Origin of the sequence: Tateyamaria algicola, from assembly GCF_047715485.1 — a bacterium.
Taxonomy (GTDB): domain Bacteria; phylum Pseudomonadota; class Alphaproteobacteria; order Rhodobacterales; family Rhodobacteraceae; genus Tateyamaria.
The window spans coordinates 1,962,541-1,985,323 of the sequence record NZ_CP180422.1; the positions used below are offsets into that span (position 1 = coordinate 1,962,541).

General features: G+C 61.4%; 21 protein-coding genes and 2 pseudogenes. 11 read left to right on the forward strand and 12 right to left on the reverse strand.

What is annotated here, in order from left to right:
* The 4 genes from ACMHLQ_RS12115 to ACMHLQ_RS12130 all read right to left on the reverse strand — a co-directional run bounded on the left by ACMHLQ_RS12115 (window position 1) and on the right by ACMHLQ_RS12130 (window position 2,859).
* Complete coding sequence (locus tag ACMHLQ_RS12115; RefSeq protein ID WP_415405057.1) at window positions 1-213, reverse strand: hypothetical protein; 213 nt, start codon at window positions 211-213, stop codon at window positions 1-3.
* 114 nt (window positions 214-327) lie between these two features.
* On the reverse strand, window positions 328-1,503 hold the full coding sequence (gene rlmN, locus ACMHLQ_RS12120) for a 23S rRNA (adenine(2503)-C(2))-methyltransferase RlmN (protein WP_415405058.1): 1,176 nt from the start codon (window positions 1,501-1,503) through the stop codon (window positions 328-330).
* A gap of 171 nt (window positions 1,504-1,674) precedes the next feature.
* The gene (locus ACMHLQ_RS12125; protein WP_415405059.1) at window positions 1,675-2,241 is read right to left on the reverse strand and encodes a carboxymuconolactone decarboxylase family protein; all 567 of its coding nucleotides are present in this window, start codon (window positions 2,239-2,241) and stop codon (window positions 1,675-1,677) included.
* A 135-nt stretch (window positions 2,242-2,376) separates the two neighbouring features.
* Window positions 2,377-2,859, reverse strand: a complete 483-nt coding sequence (locus ACMHLQ_RS12130; protein WP_415405274.1) for an invasion associated locus B family protein — start codon at window positions 2,857-2,859, stop codon at window positions 2,377-2,379.
* Between the two features lie 235 nt (window positions 2,860-3,094).
* Between ACMHLQ_RS12130 and ACMHLQ_RS12135 the strand changes: the two genes are divergently transcribed.
* Window positions 3,095-4,087, forward strand: a complete 993-nt coding sequence (locus tag ACMHLQ_RS12135; RefSeq protein ID WP_415405060.1) for an asparaginase — start codon at window positions 3,095-3,097, stop codon at window positions 4,085-4,087.
* A gap of 112 nt (window positions 4,088-4,199) precedes the next feature.
* On the opposite strand, the gene serB is transcribed toward ACMHLQ_RS12135, so the two are convergent.
* The gene (gene serB / locus ACMHLQ_RS12140) at window positions 4,200-5,078 is read right to left on the reverse strand and encodes a phosphoserine phosphatase SerB (protein WP_415405062.1); all 879 of its coding nucleotides are present in this window, start codon (window positions 5,076-5,078) and stop codon (window positions 4,200-4,202) included.
* Between the two features lie 159 nt (window positions 5,079-5,237).
* Here serB and ACMHLQ_RS12145 point away from each other — a divergent pair.
* The 4 genes and pseudogenes from ACMHLQ_RS12145 to ACMHLQ_RS12160 all read left to right on the forward strand — a co-directional run bounded on the left by ACMHLQ_RS12145 (window position 5,238) and on the right by ACMHLQ_RS12160 (window position 9,695).
* Window positions 5,238-6,376 (forward strand): annotated as a pseudogene (locus ACMHLQ_RS12145) (phosphoserine transaminase).
* Between the two features lie 91 nt (window positions 6,377-6,467).
* Window positions 6,468-8,063 carry a phosphoglycerate dehydrogenase gene (serA, locus tag ACMHLQ_RS12150; protein ID WP_415405064.1) on the forward strand — a complete coding sequence of 532 codons (1,596 nt, stop codon included), beginning with the start codon at window positions 6,468-6,470 and terminating at the stop codon, window positions 8,061-8,063.
* A gap of 70 nt (window positions 8,064-8,133) precedes the next feature.
* On the forward strand, window positions 8,134-8,877 hold the full coding sequence (locus ACMHLQ_RS12155; RefSeq protein ID WP_415405065.1) for a Stf0 family sulfotransferase: 744 nt from the start codon (window positions 8,134-8,136) through the stop codon (window positions 8,875-8,877).
* Window positions 8,878-8,957: 80 nt separating this feature from the next.
* Window positions 8,958-9,695 (forward strand): metallophosphoesterase family protein, encoded by a 738-nt coding sequence (locus ACMHLQ_RS12160; RefSeq protein ID WP_415405066.1) that lies wholly within the window; start codon window positions 8,958-8,960, stop codon window positions 9,693-9,695.
* A gap of 8 nt (window positions 9,696-9,703) precedes the next feature.
* On the opposite strand, the gene tdh is transcribed toward ACMHLQ_RS12160, so the two are convergent.
* From tdh to ACMHLQ_RS12175, 3 genes and pseudogenes are all read right to left on the reverse strand, one after another.
* Window positions 9,704-10,741: an L-threonine 3-dehydrogenase gene (gene tdh, locus ACMHLQ_RS12165; RefSeq protein WP_415405067.1), complete on the reverse strand. Its 1,038-nt coding sequence runs from the start codon at window positions 10,739-10,741 to the stop codon at window positions 9,704-9,706.
* Window positions 10,741-11,925 (reverse strand): glycine C-acetyltransferase, encoded by a 1,185-nt coding sequence (locus ACMHLQ_RS12170; RefSeq protein WP_415405068.1) that lies wholly within the window; start codon window positions 11,923-11,925, stop codon window positions 10,741-10,743. Before ACMHLQ_RS12170 ends, tdh begins: the two co-directional genes overlap by 1 nt.
* Window positions 11,926-12,021: 96 nt before the next feature.
* A pseudogene (locus tag ACMHLQ_RS12175) lies at window positions 12,022-12,581 on the reverse strand (helix-turn-helix domain-containing protein).
* A gap of 96 nt (window positions 12,582-12,677) precedes the next feature.
* Here ACMHLQ_RS12175 and ACMHLQ_RS12180 point away from each other — a divergent pair.
* On the forward strand, window positions 12,678-13,859 hold the full coding sequence (locus ACMHLQ_RS12180) for an acetyl-CoA C-acyltransferase family protein (protein WP_415405069.1): 1,182 nt from the start codon (window positions 12,678-12,680) through the stop codon (window positions 13,857-13,859).
* On the opposite strand, the gene ACMHLQ_RS12185 is transcribed toward ACMHLQ_RS12180, so the two are convergent.
* From ACMHLQ_RS12185 to ubiE, 3 genes are all read right to left on the reverse strand, one after another.
* Window positions 13,856-14,740, reverse strand: coding sequence for a hypothetical protein (locus ACMHLQ_RS12185; RefSeq protein WP_415405070.1), 885 nt, complete (start codon window positions 14,738-14,740; stop codon window positions 13,856-13,858). The genes ACMHLQ_RS12180 and ACMHLQ_RS12185 overlap by 4 nt on opposite strands.
* Window positions 14,741-14,804: 64 nt before the next feature.
* Window positions 14,805-16,337: a 2-polyprenylphenol 6-hydroxylase gene (ubiB, locus tag ACMHLQ_RS12190; RefSeq protein WP_415405071.1), complete on the reverse strand. Its 1,533-nt coding sequence runs from the start codon at window positions 16,335-16,337 to the stop codon at window positions 14,805-14,807.
* Window positions 16,338-16,401: 64 nt separating this feature from the next.
* Entirely contained in the window at window positions 16,402-17,148 is a 747-nt protein-coding gene (ubiE, locus tag ACMHLQ_RS12195) for a bifunctional demethylmenaquinone methyltransferase/2-methoxy-6-polyprenyl-1,4-benzoquinol methylase UbiE (RefSeq protein ID WP_415405072.1), read from the reverse strand.
* Window positions 17,149-17,237: 89 nt separating this feature from the next.
* Between ubiE and mutM the strand changes: the two genes are divergently transcribed.
* Window positions 17,238-18,089 carry a bifunctional DNA-formamidopyrimidine glycosylase/DNA-(apurinic or apyrimidinic site) lyase gene (gene mutM, locus ACMHLQ_RS12200; RefSeq protein ID WP_415405073.1) on the forward strand — a complete coding sequence of 284 codons (852 nt, stop codon included), beginning with the start codon at window positions 17,238-17,240 and terminating at the stop codon, window positions 18,087-18,089.
* Between the two features lie 73 nt (window positions 18,090-18,162).
* Window positions 18,163-18,939 (forward strand): enoyl-CoA hydratase, encoded by a 777-nt coding sequence (locus ACMHLQ_RS12205; RefSeq protein ID WP_415405074.1) that lies wholly within the window; start codon window positions 18,163-18,165, stop codon window positions 18,937-18,939.
* Between the two features lie 15 nt (window positions 18,940-18,954).
* On the opposite strand, the gene ACMHLQ_RS12210 is transcribed toward ACMHLQ_RS12205, so the two are convergent.
* Window positions 18,955-19,140, reverse strand: a complete 186-nt coding sequence (locus ACMHLQ_RS12210) for a hypothetical protein (RefSeq protein ID WP_415405075.1) — start codon at window positions 19,138-19,140, stop codon at window positions 18,955-18,957.
* Window positions 19,141-19,305: 165 nt separating this feature from the next.
* Between ACMHLQ_RS12210 and rpsT the strand changes: the two genes are divergently transcribed.
* The 3 genes from rpsT (at window position 19,306) to dnaN (ending at window position 22,726) form a co-directional block, all read left to right on the forward strand.
* Entirely contained in the window at window positions 19,306-19,569 is a 264-nt protein-coding gene (gene rpsT / locus ACMHLQ_RS12215; protein ID WP_415405076.1) for a 30S ribosomal protein S20, read from the forward strand.
* A 496-nt stretch (window positions 19,570-20,065) separates the two neighbouring features.
* Window positions 20,066-21,427, forward strand: a complete 1,362-nt coding sequence (gene dnaA, locus ACMHLQ_RS12220; RefSeq protein WP_415405077.1) for a chromosomal replication initiator protein DnaA — start codon at window positions 20,066-20,068, stop codon at window positions 21,425-21,427.
* Between the two features lie 180 nt (window positions 21,428-21,607).
* The gene (gene dnaN, locus ACMHLQ_RS12225; RefSeq protein WP_415405078.1) at window positions 21,608-22,726 is read left to right on the forward strand and encodes a DNA polymerase III subunit beta; all 1,119 of its coding nucleotides are present in this window, start codon (window positions 21,608-21,610) and stop codon (window positions 22,724-22,726) included.
* Window positions 22,727-22,783: the final 57 nt, after the last annotated feature.

The window sequence follows — 22,783 nt, forward strand, 5'->3', positions numbered from 1 at the left end:
TCAGGCCGACAGCTGGGCGGGCAGGGTGCACACGGGAACACGGTGCGGCAGTGTTTCGACAACGTCGCCCGCATCAGTCTCGCGAATGCCATAGCCATACCCGGCCAGACGATGTTTCCATTCACGACGCGACAACGCCTTGCTGCGTTCACGGGAAATGAGATCAAGGACCTGCGCTTCGACAAAGCTGTCCTGAGAAATGATAATCGACATAATATTCACTCCAATCGGATTTCTAACTGGAGCGACCTTTACCGGGCAGCATGGCACCAATCGTTCACGATCTGGAAATTATTGGGGCCAATTGTGGCAATCCGGGGAACAGTCTCAGGACAGGCCCGCCTCGGCCGCGATCTGTTTGCGGGACTTGCGCGCGCGTTCCGTGGCCGATTTCAACTGACCACAGGCGGCCATGATGTCCTCTCCGCGCGGGGTGCGGATCGGGCTGGCATAGCCTGCCTGGTAGATGATGTTGGCAAAGGCACGGATGCGGTTGTTCGAGGACCGCGTATAGGGCGCGTCGGGCCATTCGTTGAAGGGGATCAGGTTGATCTTGGCCGGAATCCCCTCGATCAGCTTGATCAGGCGATGCGCATCCTCATCACTGTCATTCACACCGTGCAGCATCACGTATTCAAAGGTGATACGTTCCGAGTTGCTGACTTTGGGATAGGCGCGCAGGGCCTCCAGCAGTGCCTCGATATTCCAGCGTTTGTTGATCGGAACCAGTTTGTCGCGCACCTCGTCCGTCGTGGCGTGGAAGGACACAGCCAGTTGGCAGCCGATCTCTTCGGCTGTGCGCGCAATCTCGGGCACCACGCCCGAGGTCGACAAGGTGATGCGACGGCGTGACAGTTGAATACCTTCGGCATCCATCGCGATCTTCATCGCGTCGCGCACGTTCTCGAAATTATAGAGCGGCTCGCCCATGCCCATCAGCACGATGTTGGACAACAGACGCGTTTCATCCTTGGGCGCACCGGGTGTGGGCCATTCGTCAAGGTCGTCGCGCGCCATCATCACCTGGCCAACGATCTCGCCCGCAGTCAGATTGCGCACCAGCTTTTGCGTACCGGTGTGGCAGAAGGAACAGGTCAGCGTGCAGCCCACTTGCGAGGAAATGCACAAGGTGCCGCGCCCTTCCTCGGGGATGTAGACAACCTCGACCTCGTGACCGCCCGCGATGCGGACCAGCCACTTGCGGGTGCCATCCTCGCTGACTTGCTTGGACACGACTTCGGGAATCTCGATCACGAATGCCTCTGCCAACTCGGCGCGATAGGCCTTGGACAGGTTCGTCATCACGGCAAAGTCGCGCACGCCCCACTGGTAAATCCACTGCCAGATCTGCCCGACCCGCATCTTGGCCTGCTTTTCAGGCGTGCCATGGGCGATCAACACCGCGCGCATGGCATCGCGGGTCAACCCGACAAGGTTGATCGGTCCCTCCGGCAGTTTGCGGGGGATCGTCAAAACATCCTGCGTGATCGGCGCGTCAGCCATGGCATAGGTCCAAACAAAATCGGGTGATGCGCCCCTATATAGGAAAAGCGCGGGCAATCAAAAGGATTCGCCCGACAAGAAAAAGAGCAGCGGCCCGAAACCACTGCTCCTTCATCTTGCCAGATAAACTCCGGGGGGCCCGAAGGGCGGGGGCTGGCCCCCTCCCCGGTCTCACTCTGCCGCGACGGCCTTCGGCTCCCACGCGAACGGGGCAAAGGCCGCATCGGTCGGCGTGTCAAAGATCGCGTTGGTGAAGTTCGACATGACCTTCTGGGCATAAATCAGGATCGTATCCAGGATCGCGCGTTCGCCGTAACCGGCAGCCTCAAAGGCGGCGATGGCGTCGGCACCGGGGCGACCATGCGTCTCGCGGATGGCGAGGGTGAAAGTGCGCAGCGCCTCCAGTTTCGCAGGCAGCGGCGTCTCGTCACGCAGGGCGTTGACGATATCGTCGTCAACCTTCTCGCGCTTGGCGATGCCGGTGTGGGCGGGCACACAGTAGTGACATGTGTTGGCGACATTGACCGCCATCCACACCACCGTGCGCTCTTCGGGGGTAAAGGCTGTGCCTTCAATCGCAAGGCGGTGCAGATGCTGGTAGCCCTCCAGCAAGCCGGGGCTTTCCGCCATCACACCATGCAGGCTCGGCAAACGGCCAAAGGCCTTGATCGAGTTTTCCAGCAAGGGCTTTGAGGCGTCGGGGGCAGTGTCGAGGGTGTGGACAGTCGTGGTGGCCATGTCAGGCTCCTCTGTGGTTGGGATACCATGCCACCTAATGTGGAACCGAATAGTTCCAAACTATCATGATAAGCAAAGGGGCCGTGCACCGCTGCACAGCCCCTCCCTGTTTCGTGATTTTCTGTAACGGCGGCGTTACCCGCCGCAGCGCCCTTCGGCATCCTCGACCGCGGCGGTAAAGCCCAGCAGCGAGAACGTGTCCTTGGTCGTCGTGCCACGGCTTGAGATGCCGGTCACAATGGCATCTGCGCCACGCTTCATCGCGGTGACGATCTTGGCATCATCCGCGACGGTCGCGGGCCAGGCCCATTCACCTTCGGTGAACAGCTCGAATTCGTTTCCGCTGATGTTGACGTTGACTGTCGATCCCGACCGGAACGGATAGCCACCGGTAAAGGCCACCTGCCCCTGCGCACCGGCACTGGGGCGATAGAACACCATCAGCAGGATTTGACCACGCGTCGCGGCTACGACACGGCCCTCGCGGGTGTTCACGGTCTCCTTGGGTGTTGCCACACCCCAGCACTCTGTCGGATTGTCTTCGACAAAGACGCTCCAATCCGTTTTGGCCGCCACACGGTTCGTGCTTTGATCCTGCGCAAAGGCCGCACCCGACATCAGCGACAACGCGCCGATGGCAATCGCCACACCCCTGAAAATTCCAGTCTTTGTTCCCATAGTCACAGCCTCCAAGCTGTCCAAACCTCAACACCTGCTCCGCCCCAGGGTGCGCCATTTTCAGCGCATTCTCTTGCAAGGGCGGCATTTCTTCTCGACAAGTGGCACATTAGCGCGAAACGCGCGACGCAGGAAAGATGAATTGGCGGGATTTCGCGCAGTTGTGAGGGAAAATATGACACATCCGGCCCATGGCGCCGTCACACTTGCCGAAATCTGGCGCGGTCCCTTCCTGGAAAGCGCACATTTGGGCCATGCCGTGGTCTGCGACGACACGGGCCAGATCGTGCAGGCGTGGGGCGAACCGGACAGTGTTGTGCTGCCCCGATCATCGGCCAAGATGGTACAGGCCCTGCCGCTGATCGAAAGCGGTGCGGCCTCCGCCCATGGGCTGACATCCGAGCATTTCGCGCTGGCCTGCGCCTCCCATCAGGGGGCCGCTATTCACACCGAAAAGGTGGGCGCGTGGATGGATCACATCGGGCGCGTTGACGATGATTTCCGCTGCGGGCCGCAGGTGTCACGCGACGATGATGTGCGCAATGCCATGATCCGCGCGCACGAGTCCCCTTGCCGCATCCACAACAACTGTTCCGGCAAGCACGCAGGCTTTCTGACCCTTGCCAAGCACCTTGGCGCAGGGCCCGATTACGTCGACCCGACCCACCCCGTGCAACAGGCCTGCCTCGAGGCATTCGAGCGGATGACGCAGGAAACCTCTCCCGGCTTTGGCATCGACGGGTGTTCCGCCCCCAACTACGCCTGCACATTGCACGGCATGGCGCGCGCCATGGCGGCCTACGCGGTCGCGGATGATGACAGCCCGCAGGGCGCGCTGCGCAATGCCATGGCCGCACATCCCGACCTGGTCGCGGGCGAGGGGCGGGCCTGCACCCGCCTCATGCGCGCAGCAGGGGGTAAGGTCGCGCTGAAGACAGGTGCGGAGGGGTATTTTGTCGCCATCCTACCCGATCAGAAGATGGGCGTGGCGCTCAAGATCACCGATGGTGGCACCCGTGCCAGCGAATGCGCGATTGCGCAGATCCTCGTCAAACTCGGCGCGCTGGACCCCAACCACCCGGACGTGCTGGCCTATACCAGCGGATCAATCCGAAATTGGGACGGCCTCGAAACCGGCCATCTGCGCGCCGCGCCCGCGCTGCTCTAGGGCGGACGACACGTCCGCCTTACATTTTTCTTCAGCGCACTTTGTTCGATGTCGGCGGGGCGGAGGACACCTCCGCCTTACGCTTTGGCCGCAGCAGGCCCCATGACCACGGTCAGGGCGTGACGAATTCCGATTGCGCGTAACCTTGCAAGAACAACAACGCCGTCAGATCACCAAAATTCACACGCACATCGCACTGGGCCGCCACCGCCGGTTTGGCGTGCAGGGCGACCCCCATGCCAGCCCGGTGCAACATACCCAGATCATTGGCCCCATCGCCCACGGCCAGCACGTCACCTTCGGCAATGCCAAGCCGCGCGGTGATGTCGACCAACGCATCCACCTTGGCCTGCTGTCCCAGGATCGGCATGCCGACCTCGCCCGTCAGCGTGCCGTCCTGTACCAGCAGCGTATTGGCCCGGTTTTCGTCAAAACCCAACTGGCCCGCCACTGCCGAGGTAAAGGCGGTGAAACCGCCCGACACGAGCGCGGCATAGGCGCCATTCGCCTTCATCGTCGCCAACAGAACGGGGCCGCCGGGCATCAGGGAAATCCGGGTCTCCAACACGTCGGAGATAACCGTCTCAGGCAATCCTTGCAGCAGGCCAACGCGCTCGCGAATGGCCGCTTCGAAATCCAGCTCGCCGTTCATGGCCCGCGCTGTGATGTCCTTGACCCGGTCACCCACACCAGCCACGTCAGCCAGTTCGTCAATGCATTCCTGCTGGATCATGGTGCTGTCCATATCCGCCAGCAGCATCTTTTTCCGGCGCCCTTCGAAGGGGAGGATGACCAGGTCGACGCCGAGTTCCTGCAGATCCGCCCACACGTCCCAACGATTGTCCGGCATGGCGGCCAGCGTGAACGCCGCCGCCTCATCAACCGCCAACCATTGTGCATCCCCGCCACCCCAGGCGTTGCGCAAGTTCTCGACCAGGGCCGGGGCGAGCGATGGACGGGCGGGTTCAGTTAAAAGAGTACAAACAAACATCAAGCCAAGTTTCCGAAAGGCGACGGCAATGTCGCAATTAATGGGTCAAGCGGCGCTATAGCCCCCAATCCCTGCTTGCACCACCCCGGCCCGGCCCGTAGATGCGTCCGTGGGACACCCTTCCCCAACGAAGGGCGATTATCTGTAAGGATAGCAGCAATGGCTATGACTGAACCGGCAACGCGGCCGGCGAATCCGCGTTTTTCTTCTGGCCCCTGTGCCAAACCCCCACACATGATCTGACCGCTCTGGCTGACGCGCCGCTGGGCCGCTCGCACCGCGCAGCCGTTGGCAAGGCCAAGCTGAAGCAGGCGATTGACGACACCCGCGCGATCCTTGGTGTGCCGGACGACTACCGGATCGGGATCGTCCCCGCCTCGGACACCGGTGCTTACGAGATGGCGATGTGGTCGCTGCTGGGTGAACGCCCTGCCGAGATGGTGGCCTGGGAATCCTTTGGCGCGGGTTGGGTGACCGACGTGGCCAAACAGCTCAAGATCGCACACACCGTTCACACCGCTGAATACGGTGAGATTGTGGATATGGCCGCGCTGAACTATGACAACGACGTCTGTTTCACCTGGAACGGCACGACCTCGGGCGTGCGCATGGCAAGTGGCGACGCGATCCCAGCCGACCGCGCCGGGTTGACCCTGTGCGATGCGACCTCGGCCGCTTTCGCCATGGACCTGCCCTGGGACAAGCTGGATGTGACCACGTTCAGCTGGCAAAAGGTGCTGGGCGGCGAAGCGGCCCACGGCATGCTGATCCTGTCGCCCCGCGCGGTGGAACGGCTCGAAAGCTATACGCCCGCATGGCCCCTGCCCAAGATTTTCCGCCTGACCAAGGGTGACAAGCTGATCGAAGGGATTTTCGTTGGTGAAACGATCAACACCCCGTCGATGCTCGCGGTCGAGGATTACCTGTTCTCGCTCGACTGGGCGCGGTCGGTCGGTGGCCTGCAAGGGCTGATCGCCCGTGCCGAAGCCAACGCACAAGCGGTCTGGGATTTTTGCGATCAGCATGACTGGATCGACAACCTCGCCGTCGACCCTGCCACACGGTCCACCACCTCCGTCTGCCTCAAATTCACCGATGACCGGATCACCGATGGCGCCGCCTTTGCCAAGGCCGTCGCCAAACGGCTCGCGGATGAAAACGTAGCGCTGGATATCGGCGGCTACCGCGACGCCCCTCCGGGTCTGCGCATCTGGTGCGGCGGCACGGTTGAAACGGCGGACATCCAGGCGATGCTGCCCTGGCTTGCACACGCGTTCGAGGCCGAAATCAACGGCTGATCGTAAGGCGGAGTTCACTCCGCCTTTCAAATTTCCCAATCCCGTAAGGCGGACGTGTCGTCCGCCAGCCGACATTCAAAGGACCACCGTAATGGCCCCCAAAGTACTCATCTCCGACAAACTGTCGCCCGCCGCTGTCCAGATTTTCCGCGATCGCGGGATCGAGGTCGATTTCGAACCCGATCTGGGCAAAGACAAGGACAAGCTGGCCGAGGTCATCGGCCAATATGACGGCCTCGCCATCCGCTCTGCCACGCGTGTCACACCGACGATTCTGAAGAACGCCAAGAACCTCAAGGTTATTGGCCGCGCAGGAATCGGCACCGACAACATCGACAAGGATGCGGCCAGCAAAAAGGGTGTGATCGTCATGAACACGCCTTTTGGCAACATGATCACCACCGCCGAACACGCCATCGCCATGATGTTCGCCGTCGCCCGCCAAATTCCCGAGGCCTCGACCTCGACCCACGCGGGCAAGTGGGAAAAATCCAAATTCATGGGCACCGAGCTGACGGGCAAGACCCTTGGCGTGATCGGCGCAGGCAACATCGGCGGCATCGTGTGTGACCGCGCCCGTGGGCTCAAGATGAAAGTGCTGGCCTTCGACCCCTTCCTCGGCCAGGAAAAGGCCGACCAGATGGGCGTCGAAAAGGTCGAGCTTGAGGATCTGATCAAGCGCGCCGACTTCATCACCCTGCACGTCCCCAAAACCGAGCAGACGGCCAACATGATCACCGCCGAACGCATCGCGATGATGAAACCCGGTGTGCGGATCATCAACTGCGCGCGCGGTGGCCTCGTGGACGAGGCCGCCTTGGCCGAGGCTCTGAAATCAGGCCATGTGGCCGGTGCGGCCTTTGACGTCTTTGCCGAAGAACCGGCCAAGGAAAACGCCCTGTTCAACCTGCCCAACGTTGTGGTCACGCCCCACCTCGGCGCCGCCACGACAGAGGCGCAGGAAAACGTCGCCCTGCAAGTGGCCGAGCAGATGGCCAACTACCTCCTGACCGGTGCCGTGGAAAATGCGCTCAACATGCCTTCCGTGACGGCGGAAGAGGCCAAGGTCATGGGCCCTTGGGTCAAACTGGCGGGTCACCTGGGCAGCTTTGTCGGTCAAATGACAGATGAACCGATCAAGGCGATCAACATCCTCTATGACGGGTCTGTGGCCGAAATGAACCTCGAGGCGCTGAATTGCGGCGTGATCGCGGGCATCATGAAACGCGCCAACCCGGACGTGAACATGGTCTCGGCCCCCGTGGTCGCCAAGGAACGCGGCATTCAGATTTCGACCACAAATCAGGACAAATCGGGCACCTTTGATGGCTACATCAAAGTGACCGTGGTGACGGACAAGCGTGAACGCTCGGTCGCGGGCACAGTGTTCTCGGATGGCAAACCACGCTTTATCCAGATCAAGGGCATCAACATCGATGCCGAGATCGGGGCCAACATGCTTTATACCACGAACGAGGACGTGCCAGGCATCATCGGCCTGCTGGGCAACACGATGGGCAAGAACGGCGTGAACATCGCGAACTTTACACTGGGCCGGTCGGCTGTTGGCGGCGAAGCCATCGCGCTGCTTTATGTCGATCACCCTATCCCGGGCGATGTGCTGAACACACTGGACAGCACGGGCATGTTCACCCAGGTCAAACCGCTCGAATTCGACGTGGCCTGACGCACACACCGGGCGGGGCGCAGGACACCTGCGCCTTACCACCTTTACAAAACACCTGTAGGGCGGCGGCATGACAGTGCCCGCCGCCTATTTCATCTGCACCTCTCCGCGCAGCGGCAGCACGTTGCTGTGCACCTTGCTGCGCGACACGGGCGTGGCCGGGCATCCGAAATCCTACTTCCACCGCCCGACGCTCGAGGCGTGGCGCGCGGGCCTCGATCTGCCTGCCGACACGCCCCTGCCGGACATCATCGAAACCGCGCGCATTGCGGGGCAGGGCGCAACTGCCCTTTTCGGCCTGCGGCTGCAACGGCACAGTGCGGCGTTCTTCCTTGATCAACTGCGCGCACTGCACCCCAACCTGCCCACGGACACAGCGCGGATCGAGGCGACGTTCGGAGAAACCCGCTACATCCACCTTACGCGTCAGGACAAGGTGGCTCAGGCCGTCTCACTGATCCGGGCCGAGCAAAGCGGGCTGTGGCACCGCAATGCCGACGGGTCAGAGCTGGAGCGGACAGCACCGCCTGAGGCGCTGCACTACGACCACGACGCCATTGCCGATCAGATCGCCGAATTCGAACGCTTTGATGCGGAATGGACCGCCTGGTTTGCCGACCAAAACATCACACCGCTGGTGATCACCTATGACGACCTGTCCCGTGATCCCAGCTCCGAACTGAAACGCGCATTGACCCATCTGGGCCTGCCCCAATCCCATGCGGCACCGGTCACACCCGCCGTCGCGAAACTGGCAGATGACACAAACCGCGCATGGATTGAACGCTATCGGTCCGCGCAGCCTAAAACATAGGGGCGCAGGACACCTGCGCCTTACATCCCCTGCACCAAACCGTTATGGCGAACGCACCCACAGCAACGTTTGGCCACCCCATGTCCGCACCCATCTACGCCATTGGCGATATCCACGGCCAAATGGCCGAACTTGACCGTGTCCTGCACCTGATCGACAGCGATGGCGGCCCAGAGGCCAGCATCGTGTTCCTGGGCGACTACACCGACCGCGGGCCAGACAGCCGCGCCGTGCTCGATACCCTGATTGCAGGCCGTGATGCCGCGCGTAGTTGGACCTTTCTCAAGGGCAATCACGACCGGATGTTCGAATGGTTCATGCAAACGCCGCTGCAGCACGATCCCTATCTGATGGTCGAGCTCTACTGGATGCACGAACGGCTTGGCGGTGAAACAACACTGGCCTCTTACGGGGTCGACGCAGGCGGCCGGCGCCGGGAAAAGAATGTGCACGCGGACGCGTTGGCCGCGGTGCCGCAAACCCACATCGACTTCCTCAAGGGTCTGCAACTCACCCATTCCGTGGGCGATGTGATGTTCGTACATGCAGGCATCCGCCCTGACGTCCCGCTCGATCAACAGACCGAGGAAGACCTGCTGTGGATCCGTCAGGAATTCCACAATCACACCGGCCCGCATCCCAAGCTGATCGTACACGGGCACACCCCGACGGATGCGGCGACGCATTACGGCAACCGGGTCAACCTCGACACCGGCGCCGGTTATGGCAAGCCACTGACCGCTGCGGTGTTCGAGGCGGGCAAGGTCTGGCGGTTGACCGACACAGGCCGCGTGGCACTGGAACCGATGGCGGGCTGAACCCCGCCTTACCGCCAGTCCAGAACGACCTTGCCGGATGATCCGGACTTCATCGTGGCAAAGCCCTGTTCAAATTGCGCTACGGGAAAGCGGTGGGTGATCACTTTGGACACATCCAACCCGTTCTGCAGCATCGCGATCATCTTGTACCAGGTCTCGAAAATCTCGCGGCCATAGACGCCCTTGATGGTGATGGCCTTGAACACGATCCGGCTCCAGTCCACAGGGCTTTGGCCGGGCGGAATCCCCAACATCGCAATACGCCCGCCCATGGTCATCGCCTCGACCATCTGGTGGAGTGCAGCCTGATTGCCCGACATCTCGAGGCCGACGTCAAAGCCCTGCGTCATCTTGAGATCAGAGACTGTTTCGGCCAATTCCCGCTCTGCTACATTCACCGGCACCACATCCGCGACACGGCCCGCCAGCGCCAGACGATCCGGGTTCACATCCGTGATCACCACATGACGCGCACCCACGTGCCGGGCCACGGCCGCCGCCATGATCCCGATTGGGCCAGCCCCGGTGACCAACACATCCTCGCCAATCAGATCAAAGCTGAGGGCAGTGTGCACCGCGTTGCCCAGCGGGTCGAGGATCGCCCCGATGTCATCCGAAATCTCGTCTGGCAACGGCACCACATTGAACGCGGGCAGGCGTAGGTACTGGGCAAAGGCGCCCTGCTCATTCACCCCGATGCCGCGCGTCGCCGGGTCGAGGTGAAACTTGCCCGCACGGCTCTGGCGCGAGGTTTTACCGATCAGATGCCCCTCGCCCGAACAACGCTGGCCAAGCGCCAAACCCTCAACGTTAGAGCCGATTTCGACGATCTCACCCGCAAACTCGTGCCCCGTGATCAGCGGCGTTGGCACGGTGCTGGCAGCCCACGCATCCCAGTTCCAGATGTGAATGTCGGTGCCGCAAATCCCGGTCTTGTTGACCTTGATCAATACGTCATCCGGCCCGATCTCGGGCACGGGCGCCGTCACCTGCCACAGCCCTTCGCGGGGATGCGTCTTTTCCAGCGCAATCATTTCGTTGTGCATCACAAGACCCCCACGGCCCTGCCCGCCACCTCAAAGGCGGCGAGACCCCGATCCAGGTCATCGCGGCTGAGGGCGGCGTTCATCTGCGTGCGAATGCGCGCCTGCCCACGCGGCACGACGGGGAAGAAGAAGCCCGAGACATAGACGCCCTCGTCAAACAGCCGCGCCGCCATGTCCTGCGCCAGTTGCGCCTCGCCCAGCATGACGGGAATGATCGGATGTTCGCCAGGCAACAGCTCAAACCCCAGCCACGTCAGCCCCTCCCGCCAATAGGTCGCATTGTCGAACAGTTGCGCGCGCAGGGCGTCACCCTCTTCAACCAGCCGGATCGCCTCGATCCCGGCCGCAACGATGGACGGGGGCAAGGAGTTGGAGAACAGGTAGGGCCGCGCACGCTGCCGCAACAGGTCGATCACGGGTTGCGGCCCGGCAATATAACCACCAATCGACCCGCCCAGCGCCTTGCCCAGTGTCCCGGCCAGAATGTCCACATCAACGCCTGCATGGGCGGGCGTGCCTGCGCCCTTCGGCCCCATGAACCCCGTCGCATGACAGTCATCGACCATCACCAGCGCCCCGAAATTCCGGGCCAGTGCCGTAATCTCGGGCAGCTTTGCCAGATAGCCATCCATCGAAAACACGCCATCGGTCGCAATCATGACATGGCGCGCGCCATCCGCTTTGGCGCTGCGCAATTGCGTCTCGAGGCTGTCCATATCGCTGTTGGCGTAGCGATACCGCTTGGCCTTGCACAACCGGATACCGTCGATGATCGAGGCATGGTTCAACGCATCCGAAATGATCGCGTCCTCGGGGCCCAAAAGCGGCTCGAACAGGCCACCATTGGCGTCAAAACAAGCGGCAAACAGGATCGCATCGTCTTTACCCAGAAAGCGGGCCAGCCGCCCCTCCAATTCGCGATGCAGATCCTGCGTGCCGCAGATAAAGCGGACCGAGGCCATGCCAAACCCGTGGCTGTCCATCGCCCCATTCGCAGCCGCAATCAGGTCGGGATGATCGGCGAGGCCCAGGTAATTGTTGGCACACAGGTTCAGCACCTCATGCCCGCCCACATCGATCCGTCCGCCCTGGGGCGAGGTGATCATGCGTTCACGCTTCATCATCCCGTCCGCCTCGATCTGGGCAAGGGTGTCGGTGATATGGCTCAGAAACGCGTGGGTCATGTCAGAATCTCCTATGCGGAGCAATCTAACATCCCGGATGAAATTCCGAAATAGAGGAATTCATAATTGCGGACAAAAATCCGTTACATCGGAAATCTACGCGTCCTGCACCACCAAAAACGCGCGGGCAGGTCGGTCCGCTTCGATCCGATGCGGCACATCAGCGGCATAGCGGGCCGTATCACCCTGCGCGATCTTCTCAACCGCGCCGCCACTGGTCACCACAAGCTTGCCTTCGATCACCGTCAGATGCTCGCGCGCGCCGCGCCGATGCGGCTGACTGTCCAGCACACCGCCTTCGTTGAACCGCAGCTCGTACACCTCATGCCGCCCCGCATCCTCGGGTGGTGACAGAATGCGGATGGTGCAACCCGCACCGCGGTTCTCGATACTCGGCACATCGGCGGTGCGCAGCACCTCGATCCGTTCCGCCGCGCCCTCATCCAACAACCCGGCAAAATCCACCTGCAAGGCGCGCGTCAGGTTCCAAAGCGTCGCTATGGTGGGCGAGGATTCCCCCGCTCGATCTGGCTGACCATCGACCGGCTCACGCCCGACAGTTTCGCCACTGCATCCAGCGATAGCCCCTGCACCCGCCGCGCCTCTTTCAGGCGGGCGGGCAGAAGGGACAAGATTGCGTCAGTTTCATCCGTCATGACGGAGAGATGGCCGTGCCGTTGCGTCGAAGTCAAGCCATGGGGCTGACTTTGCCGACCACCCCGGCCATATCAAAGCAAAGGGAGAGAGGCATCATGACCCAAGACATCGTTATCCTTGACGGCGCGCGCACCGCCATCGGCACATTCGGCGGATCGCTTGCCGGGACCGCCCCCATCGACCTGGGCACCGTCGCGGCCAAGGCAGCGCTTGAGCGCGCCGGCGTCGAGGGCGGGCAGATCGGCCACGTTGCCTTTGGCCACGTGATCAACACCGAACCCCGCGACATGTATCTGTCCCGTGTGGCGGCCATGCAGGCAGGTGTGCCGGACACGACACCGGCGATGAATGTGAACCGCCTCTGCGGCTCTGGCGTGCAGGCGATTGTCAGCGTAATTCAGTCTCTAATGCTGGGCGATGCGGACTTTGGCCTCGCTGGCGGGGCCGAGAACATGTCGCGCTCGCCCTTCGTCATTCCCGACCAGCGCTGGGGCGCCAAGATGGGGGATGTGCGGACACTCGACATGATGCTGGGCGCACTCAACTGTCCCTTTGGCACCGGCCATATGGGTGTGACGGCAGAGAATGTCGCCGCAGAACACGGCATCACCCGCGCGGCGCAGGATGCCTTTGCCATGCAAAGCCAGGAACGCGCCGCCACCGCCATCGCGGATGGACGTTTCGCCAGCCAGATCACCCCGGTCGAGGTGCGCGTGAAGCGCGACATGGTGAATTTTGAGTTCGATGAACACCCCAAGGCCACCAGCCTTGACGCCCTTGGCGGTCTGCGCCCGGTGTTCCAAAAGGACGGCTCGGTGACCGCCGGCAACGCCTCGGGCATCAACGACGGCGCTGGTGCGGTTGTGCTGGCGACGGCAGATGCGGCGGAAAAGGCGGGCCTGACACCCAAGGCACGCGTGTTGGGTTATGCCCATGCCGGTGTGCGCCCCGAGGTGATGGGCATCGGCCCGATCCCTGCCGTGCGCAACCTGCTCGACCGGACAGGGCTGTCGCCCGAAGACTTCGACGTGGTTGAATCGAACGAGGCCTTTGCTGCCCAAGCGCTCGCAGTCTCAAACGACCTCGGCTTTGATCCGGCGCGTGTGAACCCGAACGGGGGTGCAATTGCGCTGGGACACCCGGTTGGGGCAACAGGCGCAATCATCACGGTGAAGGCGCTGTATGAGCTGGAACGCATCGGCGGGTCCAAGGCGCTGATCACCATGTGCATCGGCGGCGGGCAGGGCATCGCATTGGCCATCGAACGGACAGTCTAGTCGGCGGGCTTCGCGCGTTTGGCCTTGAGCGCGCGCGCCTCTGTTCGGCATGCTTGTAGCCGCGCGTCCAGGTCAGTATTGCGCAGGGATTCGTCACTGCCCGGCATGCGCAGCATCAGGCAGTAGCTGGCAAGGTCGATGTATTGAACGAACGCCTTTTCGTAGGATTCAAAGGCGGCGTTGTCCGTCTCATCCGCGGGTCGGTCGGTGGCATCAATCAACATTCCAAGATGCGGCAACTCCAGCAATCTGGCCCAGGCGCTGTGTGATATTTCGCGTTCGTCCTGGTAGGGTTCCCGTTCCGCAATCAGGTCCCGCGTCAGCTTGTTGTCCGCCTCGTCCTGCGATTGCAGCCGCGACACTTCAAGGTAGTGATCGCGATACTCCTCGATCAGACCCTTGAGGAACCGGTTGCAAAAGAAAATCGGCCCTTCGAGCCCTTTGTAAAGATCCGGAAACCCCTGTTGCGTCGCCCGTTTGACGTTATGGAGCAGAATCACCGCATCCGGCAGAGTCCGCATCCGTTCGCCATAGGTCTTGGCCGATTTGTGGGCGGTGATCAGAAAGCGGCTGCGCTCAACCGTGTTGTAGACGGTTTTGAAATCTTCGAGCAGTTGCGCGTAATAGGCGTTCTGCGCCTCGATGGCTGTTTTGCGGTCGTCCCAGGCATCAAACAGCTTTTTGACGATGCCGCCCAGAATCCCGCCAAAGGCAAGCGCAAGGCCAGCCGACCCGACCGCAACCAGCAGCCGCGGCCCGTCCTCACCCCCGTTCGTGTGTCGATAGACCGCCGCCCAAAGCGCGATCCCGACCACAAAAGCGCAGATGATCCACAGAAAAACAGGCAAGGCGGATTTTGCCGGGCGGTTGGGCGTATACATGCCCCGCTCTCCAATTGATTTGATCCAATGGTCGGCAGCTTAGCATGATTCGATGGATCGACGGTCAGAGCACCGCTTCGATCAGCGCCAATACGCCTGCGCCCAGTGCCGTTCCAGCAAGGCCCGCCAGCACGATCCAGCGCCAGAAGCCGCGCCGTTTGGTCGGTTGCGGGTTGGATTGCGCGATCAGCGCCGCCTCGACCAGACCGGGCAGACGCGGGCCAAAGCGGGTCAGCACGCGCGCAGTCTTGTAAAGGTCGGTGACAATCGCCTTGGGCCCGATGGATTTCTGGATGTAGTCGGTGACGACGGGCGAGGCGACCTGCCAGATGTTGATGTTGGGATTGAGGCTGCGCGCCACCCCTTCGACCACCACCATGGTGCGCTGCAGCAGGATCAGTTCAGTCCGGGTTTCCATGCCGAAGCGTTCGGTGACTTCGAACAGGTAGTTCAGCAGACGGCCCATCGAAATCTTGGACGCGTCCATGCCAAAGATCGGCTCGCCCACCGCGCGCAAGGCACGGGCGAATTCGTCCACATCCTTGTCGGCAGGGACATACCCGGCCTCGAAATGCACCTCGGCCACGCGTTTGTAATCCTTGCGGATAAAGCCGAACAGAATCTCGGCATAGACGCGGCGGGTGTATTCGTCGATATGCCCCATGATCCCGAAATCATAGGCGATGATATCCCCATTCGCGGCGACCTTGAGGTTGCCCTGGTGCATGTCCGCGTGGAAGTACCCGTCGCGCAGCGCGTGCAGCAGAAACAGCCGCAGCACCCGTTCGGACAGGTCGATGCGGTTGTGCCCGGCGGCATCAATCGCGGCATTTTCGCCCATGGGGACACCATCGGCCCATTCCAGCGTCATCACCCGGCGGGCGGAATGTTCCCACCTGATCTTGGGCAGCGTGAAACCTTTGTCATCCTTGGTATTGGCCGCGAACTCTCCGGCGGCGGAGGATTCGAGGCGCAAGTCCAGTTCGCCCTGCACCACGCCGTCGAAGTGTTCGATCACCTCCATCGGGCGCAGGCGGCGCGCGCCGGGGGCAAAGATTTCGACGATGCGCGCGGCGAGGTAGAAGGCATCGACATCTTTCTTGAAGGCGCGTTCGATGTTGGGGCGCAGTACTTTGACCGCCACGGCGTCCCCTTCGTCCGCGAGCCGGGCCTTGTGCACCTGCGCGATAGAGGCGGCGGCAACCGGTTCGCTGAATTCGGAAAAGATCGTGTCGGCGGGCAGGCCCAGCTCTCGCTGCACCTCGGCCTTGGCCTCTTCGATGGAAAACGGCGGCAGCTTGTCCTGCAAGACGCGCAATTGCACGGCCAGTTCGTCGCCGACCACGTCGGGGCGGGTCGACAGGACCTGACCGAATTTGATGTAGGCCGGGCCAAGGGCGGTCAGCGCGCGAGTCGCGGGCGGCATGGACGGGTCGCCCTTGTAGCCGAGAAAGCGGAAGGGTTTGCCCAGCGCCTTGGCGACAAAGCGCAAGGCGGGGGGCGCCTCGAACGCGTCGAGCACGACGTTCATCGCGCCGGTGCGTTCCAGCGTGGCACCCGTGCGCACGAGGCGGATGATGTTGTGGGGCCCCCTCATTGGGGTGTCCCCGCGGGGACACTTGTAGTTAACAGCGCGTTAACCACAACTTGTTGATAAAACATCAGATTTTCCACCCCGAATGGAGTGCCGCCACGCCCATTGTCAGATTGCGATACTTGGCGTTCTCGAAGCCGGCCTCACGCACCATGGCAAGGAACGTGTCCTGATCCGGGAACTTGCGGATGCTTTCGACGAGATACTGATAGCTGTCGCGATCACCGGCAATCACCTGACCCATGCGCGGAATGACGTTGAAGCTGTAAAGATCGTAGAGCTTTTGCATCCCCTCATTGGGCAGTTGCGAAAACTCGAGCACCATCAAGCGGCCACCGGGTTTGAGCACACGGTAGGCTTCGTTCAGCGCCTCTTGGGGGCGGGTCACGTTCCGGATGCCAAAGCTAATCGTGTAGACGTCGAATGTGTTGCCCTCAAACGGCAGGGCCATCGCATCGCCCACCACCCAGTCGAGGCTGTCCGCCATCTTGTCGGCCTCGGCGCGCTTGCGCCCTTCGATCAGCATCGGCTCGGTCAGGTCGAGCACGGTGGCATGGCCATGACCGGCACGCTTCAGGAACTTGAACGAGATGTCGCCCGTGCCACCCGCCACATCGAGCAGCTTTTGACCGGGGCGCGGGGCCAGCCAATCCATCATCGCCTCTTTCCAGATGCGGTGGATGCCCACGCTCATCACGTCATTCATGATGTCGTATTTGCTAGCGACCGAGTTGAACACACCCTGCACGCGCCCGGCCTTTTCACCCTCGGGGACGGTTTCGAATCCGAAATGCGTGGTCTTGTCATCACTCATGGAAAGGCGTCTTTCTGTTCTGTCAGGCCTTGTTATAGGCCGCTGGCGGGCATACACAACGTAGCCCTTTTGACGCAGGACAATGTGCCATGCCCGAACTGCCCGAAGTTGAAACCGTTCGCCGCGGTCTGACCCCCGCGATGGAGGGGGCCGTGATTGCGCAGGCGGATGTGAACCGGCCCGATCTGCGCTGGCCCTTTCCTGACGGCATGGCGGAGCGGTTGAGCGGGCAGCAGGTGCTGGGCCTGCGGCGGCGGTCGAAATACATCTTGGCCGATCTGGCCTCGGGCGAGACGCTGTTGATCCATCTGGGCATGTCCGGGCGCATGCTGGTGTCGGGTGATCCGCTGGGACAGTTCGCGCATGAGCATCCACAGGCCGAGAAACACGACCATGTTGTGCTACACATGGACAATGGCGCGCGCATCACCTTCAACGATCCGCGCCGCTTTGGCGCGATGGATCTGATGGAGACGGCAACGGCAGATCAGCACAAGCTGCTGGCGGTGTTGGGGCCAGAACCGCTGGGCAATGATTTCCACGAAAGCCACCTGATTGACGCCTTTGCGGGCAAGAACACACCGGTCAAATCTGCCCTGCTGGATCAGAGAATCGTCGCGGGATTGGGCAATATCTATGTGTGCGAGGCGCTTTATCGCGCAGGCATCGCACCCACGCGCAAGGCCGGGCGGATCGCCAAACCGCGTGTGGCCGCGCTTGTCCCGATCATCCGCGACGTGCTGGCCGAGGCGATTGAGGCCGGCGGATCGAGTTTGCGCGATTTCCGCCAAGCCGATGGAGAGCTTGGATATTTCCAGCATCGGTTCGACGTATATGGGCGTGAAGGGGAACCCTGCCGTACCTCGGGGTGTTCGTCTGTCATTGCACGTGTGGTGCAGTCGGGGCGGTCGTCGTTCTACTGCAAGTCGTGCCAGACCTAGGCCAATCATGGCTTGAAACACGGGCGCGCCGTGATAATGCTCGGCCCTCAACGGCAACAGTGAAAGCAGACCCATGGCCTATGAGACGATCATCGTCGAAATAGAAGACCACATCGCGAAGGTGACCCTAAACCGGCCCAAAGCGCTGAATGCCCTCAATGACCAACTGATGAGCGAGCTTGCCGATGCGATGGGGGCCGCACAGGCCGACAGCAAGGTCCGCTGCATCGTCATCACCGGCTCGGAAAAGGCATTTGCCGCCGGGGCCGACATCGAGATGATGAAGGACAAATCCTATGTAGAGGTGTTTTCCGAGGATCTGTTTGGCCCGGAAACCGATGCCATTGTGCGCGTGCGCAAACCCGTGATCGCCGCCGTGTCCGGCTATGCGTTGGGCGGGGGCTGCGAATTGGCGATGATGTGCGATTTCATCATCGCGTCCGACACGGCCAAGTTCGGCCAGCCCGAGATCAACCTGGGCGTCATGGCCGGGATCGGCGGCACCCAGCGCCTGACCCGCGCGGTAGGCAAGGCCAAGGCGATGGATATGAACCTGACGGGCCGTTTCATGGATGCCGAAGAGGCGGAGCGCTCAGGCCTTGTCAGCCGTGTTGTGCCCGCCAAGAAGCTGATGGAAGAAGCGATGGGCGCGGCCGCCAAGATCGCCGAGAAGTCGATGATTTCGACCATGGCGGTCAAGGAGGCGGTGAACCGGTCCTTCGAAGTGCCGCTGCGCGAGGGTCTGCTGTTTGAACGCCGCGTGTTCCATTCCCTGTTCGCGACAGAGGATCAGAAGGAAGGCATGGCTGCCTTCCTTGAAAAGCGCGAGGCGCAGTTCCGCGATCGTTAGGGTTGGGCGAACTGCCTAGGTCTGGTTGGCGCCGCGGATTTGACGGATCGAGGCGCGGATCTTGCGCCAGTTTTGCGCCTCGCCTGTTTTGCCCGCTGCGGATGCGGCCCGTTCGCGCTGTGCAACTTCGGCCTCGGCCTTGTCACCATGTGCGCGGTAAAGGGCGTGCGCGTATTGAGAAGTCGCCATTGGATTGATCATGTCATCCTCCTTCGGTGAAACTCGATATGCGATCATAACACGTCACATCAGGGCGGATCGATTCGTCAGCGTGCGATTGCCGAAACCGGCGTTGACTCTGCTCGGCAAAGCGCCTACCTGAGCGGCTTCTGAAACTACCGCACCAATAGATTGGGACGAGATAACATGGCAAATTCGCCTCAGGCCAAGAAGCGGGCCCGTCAAAACGAAAAACGCTTCCAAGTGAACAAGGCGCGTCGTTCGCGCATCCGCACCTACCTGCGCCGCGTCGAAGAGGCGATTGCCTCGGGCGACAAGGACGCAGCGGGCGCAGCGCTCAAGGCGGCACAGCCCGAATTGATGCGCGGTGTGACCAAGGGTGTCTACCACAAGAACACGGTTGCGCGGAAAATGTCGCGCCTATCTGCACGTGTAAAAGCGCTCGGATAACAACCACAGAGTGTTGCTGAAAAGCGTCGCAGTTTTGCGACGCTTTTTTTGTTTTTTCCATGAAAACAAGGGCCGCAGCGATTCTTGTGGGTGTCAATATTTAAGTTCTATGGACGGCCCGCAGACGAACTTGCTACCACCTTTCTTGCGATTAGGAATCGCCTGGGGGGACAGGCCGACCGGATGCGCAGCACGTTGTTGCGTAGGCGGGTGGAACGGGGAAAACGAATACGTGTGACCCGTATTTGGTGCACAGCATGCGCGTGCTGATTGCCGACCTGTCGACATATTTGGTGTGCGGACGGCACGTAGCGTCATGTTTCGACTCGGTCGAGATCGTGGCGGGGTGTCTAATCTGTAAAAAACCGAACGGACCGAACTCGCCCCTGTGAGGGGGCGGGGTGGCAACGGTTCGCCTCGAGATGGTTGGGACAGGCATATCCGACGGGCCAAAGATCGTTGGACATTGGGATGAAGAAGGGATGGTTGAGCGCGCATGACACAACAAGAATGGGGACAGCTGAGACAACGGCTGCTCAAAACCGTAGGCCAGAACAACTATACAACATGGATCGAGCCACTTGAGTTTCGCGAGCTGCGCGACGGCATTGCCACATTCCATGTGCCGACAAATTTCATGGGCAACTATGTCAGCCAGAACTTCTCTGACCTGATCCTGCACGAGATGAAGGCCGAGGATGACAGTGTCCGCCGCCTGAGTTTCTCGGTCCCTGCCAACGGACATGCGCGGCCAAGCGCGGTCGAAGCCCCAAGCCCGGCCTCTGCGCCCGTGAACGGCGCATCGGCGCAGTCCGCCCTGTCTGCAGCGCCGCTCGACAAGCGGTTCACCTTTGACAGTTTCGTTGTGGGCAAACCCAACGAGCTGGCCCATGCCGCTGCCAAACGTGTGGCCGAGGGTGGTCCCGTCACCTTCAACCCGCTGTTCCTTTATGGTGGGGTTGGCCTGGGCAAAACGCACCTCATGCACGCCATCGCATGGGAGTTGCAGACCCGCCGCCCCGATCTGAACGTTCTGTACCTGTCCGCCGAACAGTTCATGTACCGCTTTGTTCAGGCCCTGCGCGACCGCAAGATGATGGATTTCAAATCCATCTTCCGCAGCGTTGACGTGCTGATGGTCGACGATGTGCAGTTCATCGCTGGCAAGGACAGCACGCAGGAAGAGTTCTTTCACACCTTCAACGCGCTGGTGGATCAGAACAAGCAGATCATCATTTCTGCCGACCGCGCGCCCGGCGAGATCAAGGACCTGGAAGATCGCGTGAAATCCCGTCTGCAATGTGGTCTGGTCGTCGACCTGCATCCCACCGATTACGAACTGCGCCTCGGCATTCTGCAGTCCAAGGTCGAACAGCAACAACTGGTCTATCCCGACCTCAAGGTCGAAGCCGGTGTTCTGGAATTCCTTGCCCACCGCATTTCCACCAATGTCCGCGTGCTGGAAGGGGCGTTGACCCGTCTGTTCGCCTTTGCCTCGCTGGTCGGGCGCAAGATCGACATGGATCTGACGCAGGATTGTTTGGCCGATGTGCTGCGCGCCTCGGAACGCAAGATCACGGTCGAGGAAATCCAGCGCAAGGTGTCCGAGCACTACAACATTCGTCTGTCCGACATGATCGGCCCCAAGCGTTTGCGCAGCTACGCCCGACCGCGCCAGGTGGCGATGTATCTGTGCAAGCACATGACAGCCCGATCCCTGCCCGAGATTGGCCGCCGGTTCGGCGGGCGCGATCACACCACGGTCATGCACGGTGTCAAACGGATCGAAGAGCTGCGCCAGCAGGACGGTCAGATTGCCGAAGACCTCGAATTGCTGCGCCGGTCTCTCGAAGCCTGATCCTGCCGCAATTCCATCACATGGGAGCGTCCTTTGCGGCGCTCCTTTTGCTTTTGGGCCCTGATGTCTTGACGACCTGCCGCGTGCGTTGGACAAGCAATAAAATGCTTGTGATGCTGGCAGGTTGGGCTAGGGTGCCCATCCCGGTATCGGGCCAAAAAGCTGGTGGGGAGACGGACCATGAAAATCAGTGTCGAACGCGGCGTGTTGCTGAAAGCCGTGAGCCAAGCCCAATCGGTGGTCGAACGGCGCAACACGATCCCGATCCTTGCCAATGTTCTGATCGAGGCCGAAGGGTCTGACGTGACCTTCCGCGCGACCGATCTGGATATCGAGGTGGTCGACAAGGCCCCCGCGCAGGTGGAACGGGCCGGGGCCACAACCGTGTCCGCCACTACGCTGCACGAGATCGTGCGCAAGCTGCCCGATGGCGCGCTGGTGTCGTTGACTGCAGACAGTGCGGCAGGTCGTTTGACGGTCGAGGCCGGGCGCTCGAACTTTTCCCTCGCAACGCTGCCCAAGGAAGATTTTCCTGTCATGGCGTCCTCTGAATATGCCTCGAACTTTTCGGTGGCGGCGGACAAGCTGCGCCGTCTGTTCGACAAGTCCAAGTTCGCGATTTCCACGGAAGAGACGCGGTACTACCTGAACGGTGTCTATATGCACGTCGCCGATGGGGATGACGGCAAGGCGCTGCGCTGTGTGGCGACCGATGGCCATCGTCTGGCCCGCATCGACAGCGATCTGCCCGAGGGCGCCACCGACATGCCGGGCGTGATCGTGCCCCGCAAGACCGTGGGCGAGTTGCGCAAGCTGCTGGACGATGACGAGATGCAGATCGCCGTATCTGTATCCGAGACCAAAGTGCGCTTTGCCACGCCCGAGATCACGCTGACCTCCAAGGTCATCGACGGCACCTTCCCGGACTACACGCGCGTGATCCCCGTGGGCAACACCCGCAAGCTGGAAGTCGATGCGTCCGACTTTGCCAAGGCTGTGGACCGTGTGGCAACTGTGTCTTCGGAACGCTCGCGCGCGGTCAAGTTGCAGCTGGACGAAGACCGCCTGGTCCTGTCCGTGAATGCGCCTGACAGTGGTGCCGCCGAGGAAGAGCTGGCCGTCGCCTATGGCGACGAGCGGCTGGAAATTGGCTTTAACGCCAAGTACTTGCTTGAGATCGCAAGCCAGGTGGACCGCGAGAATGCGGTGTTCATGTTCAACTCGTCCGGTGACCCGACCCTGATGCGCGAAGGCAATGATCTGTCGGCTGTCTATGTCGTCATGCCGATGCGCGTTTAAGATTTTTCGGCGAAGAATCTTGCCTCCGGCGGGCATATTTCTGGAACAATGAAGGGC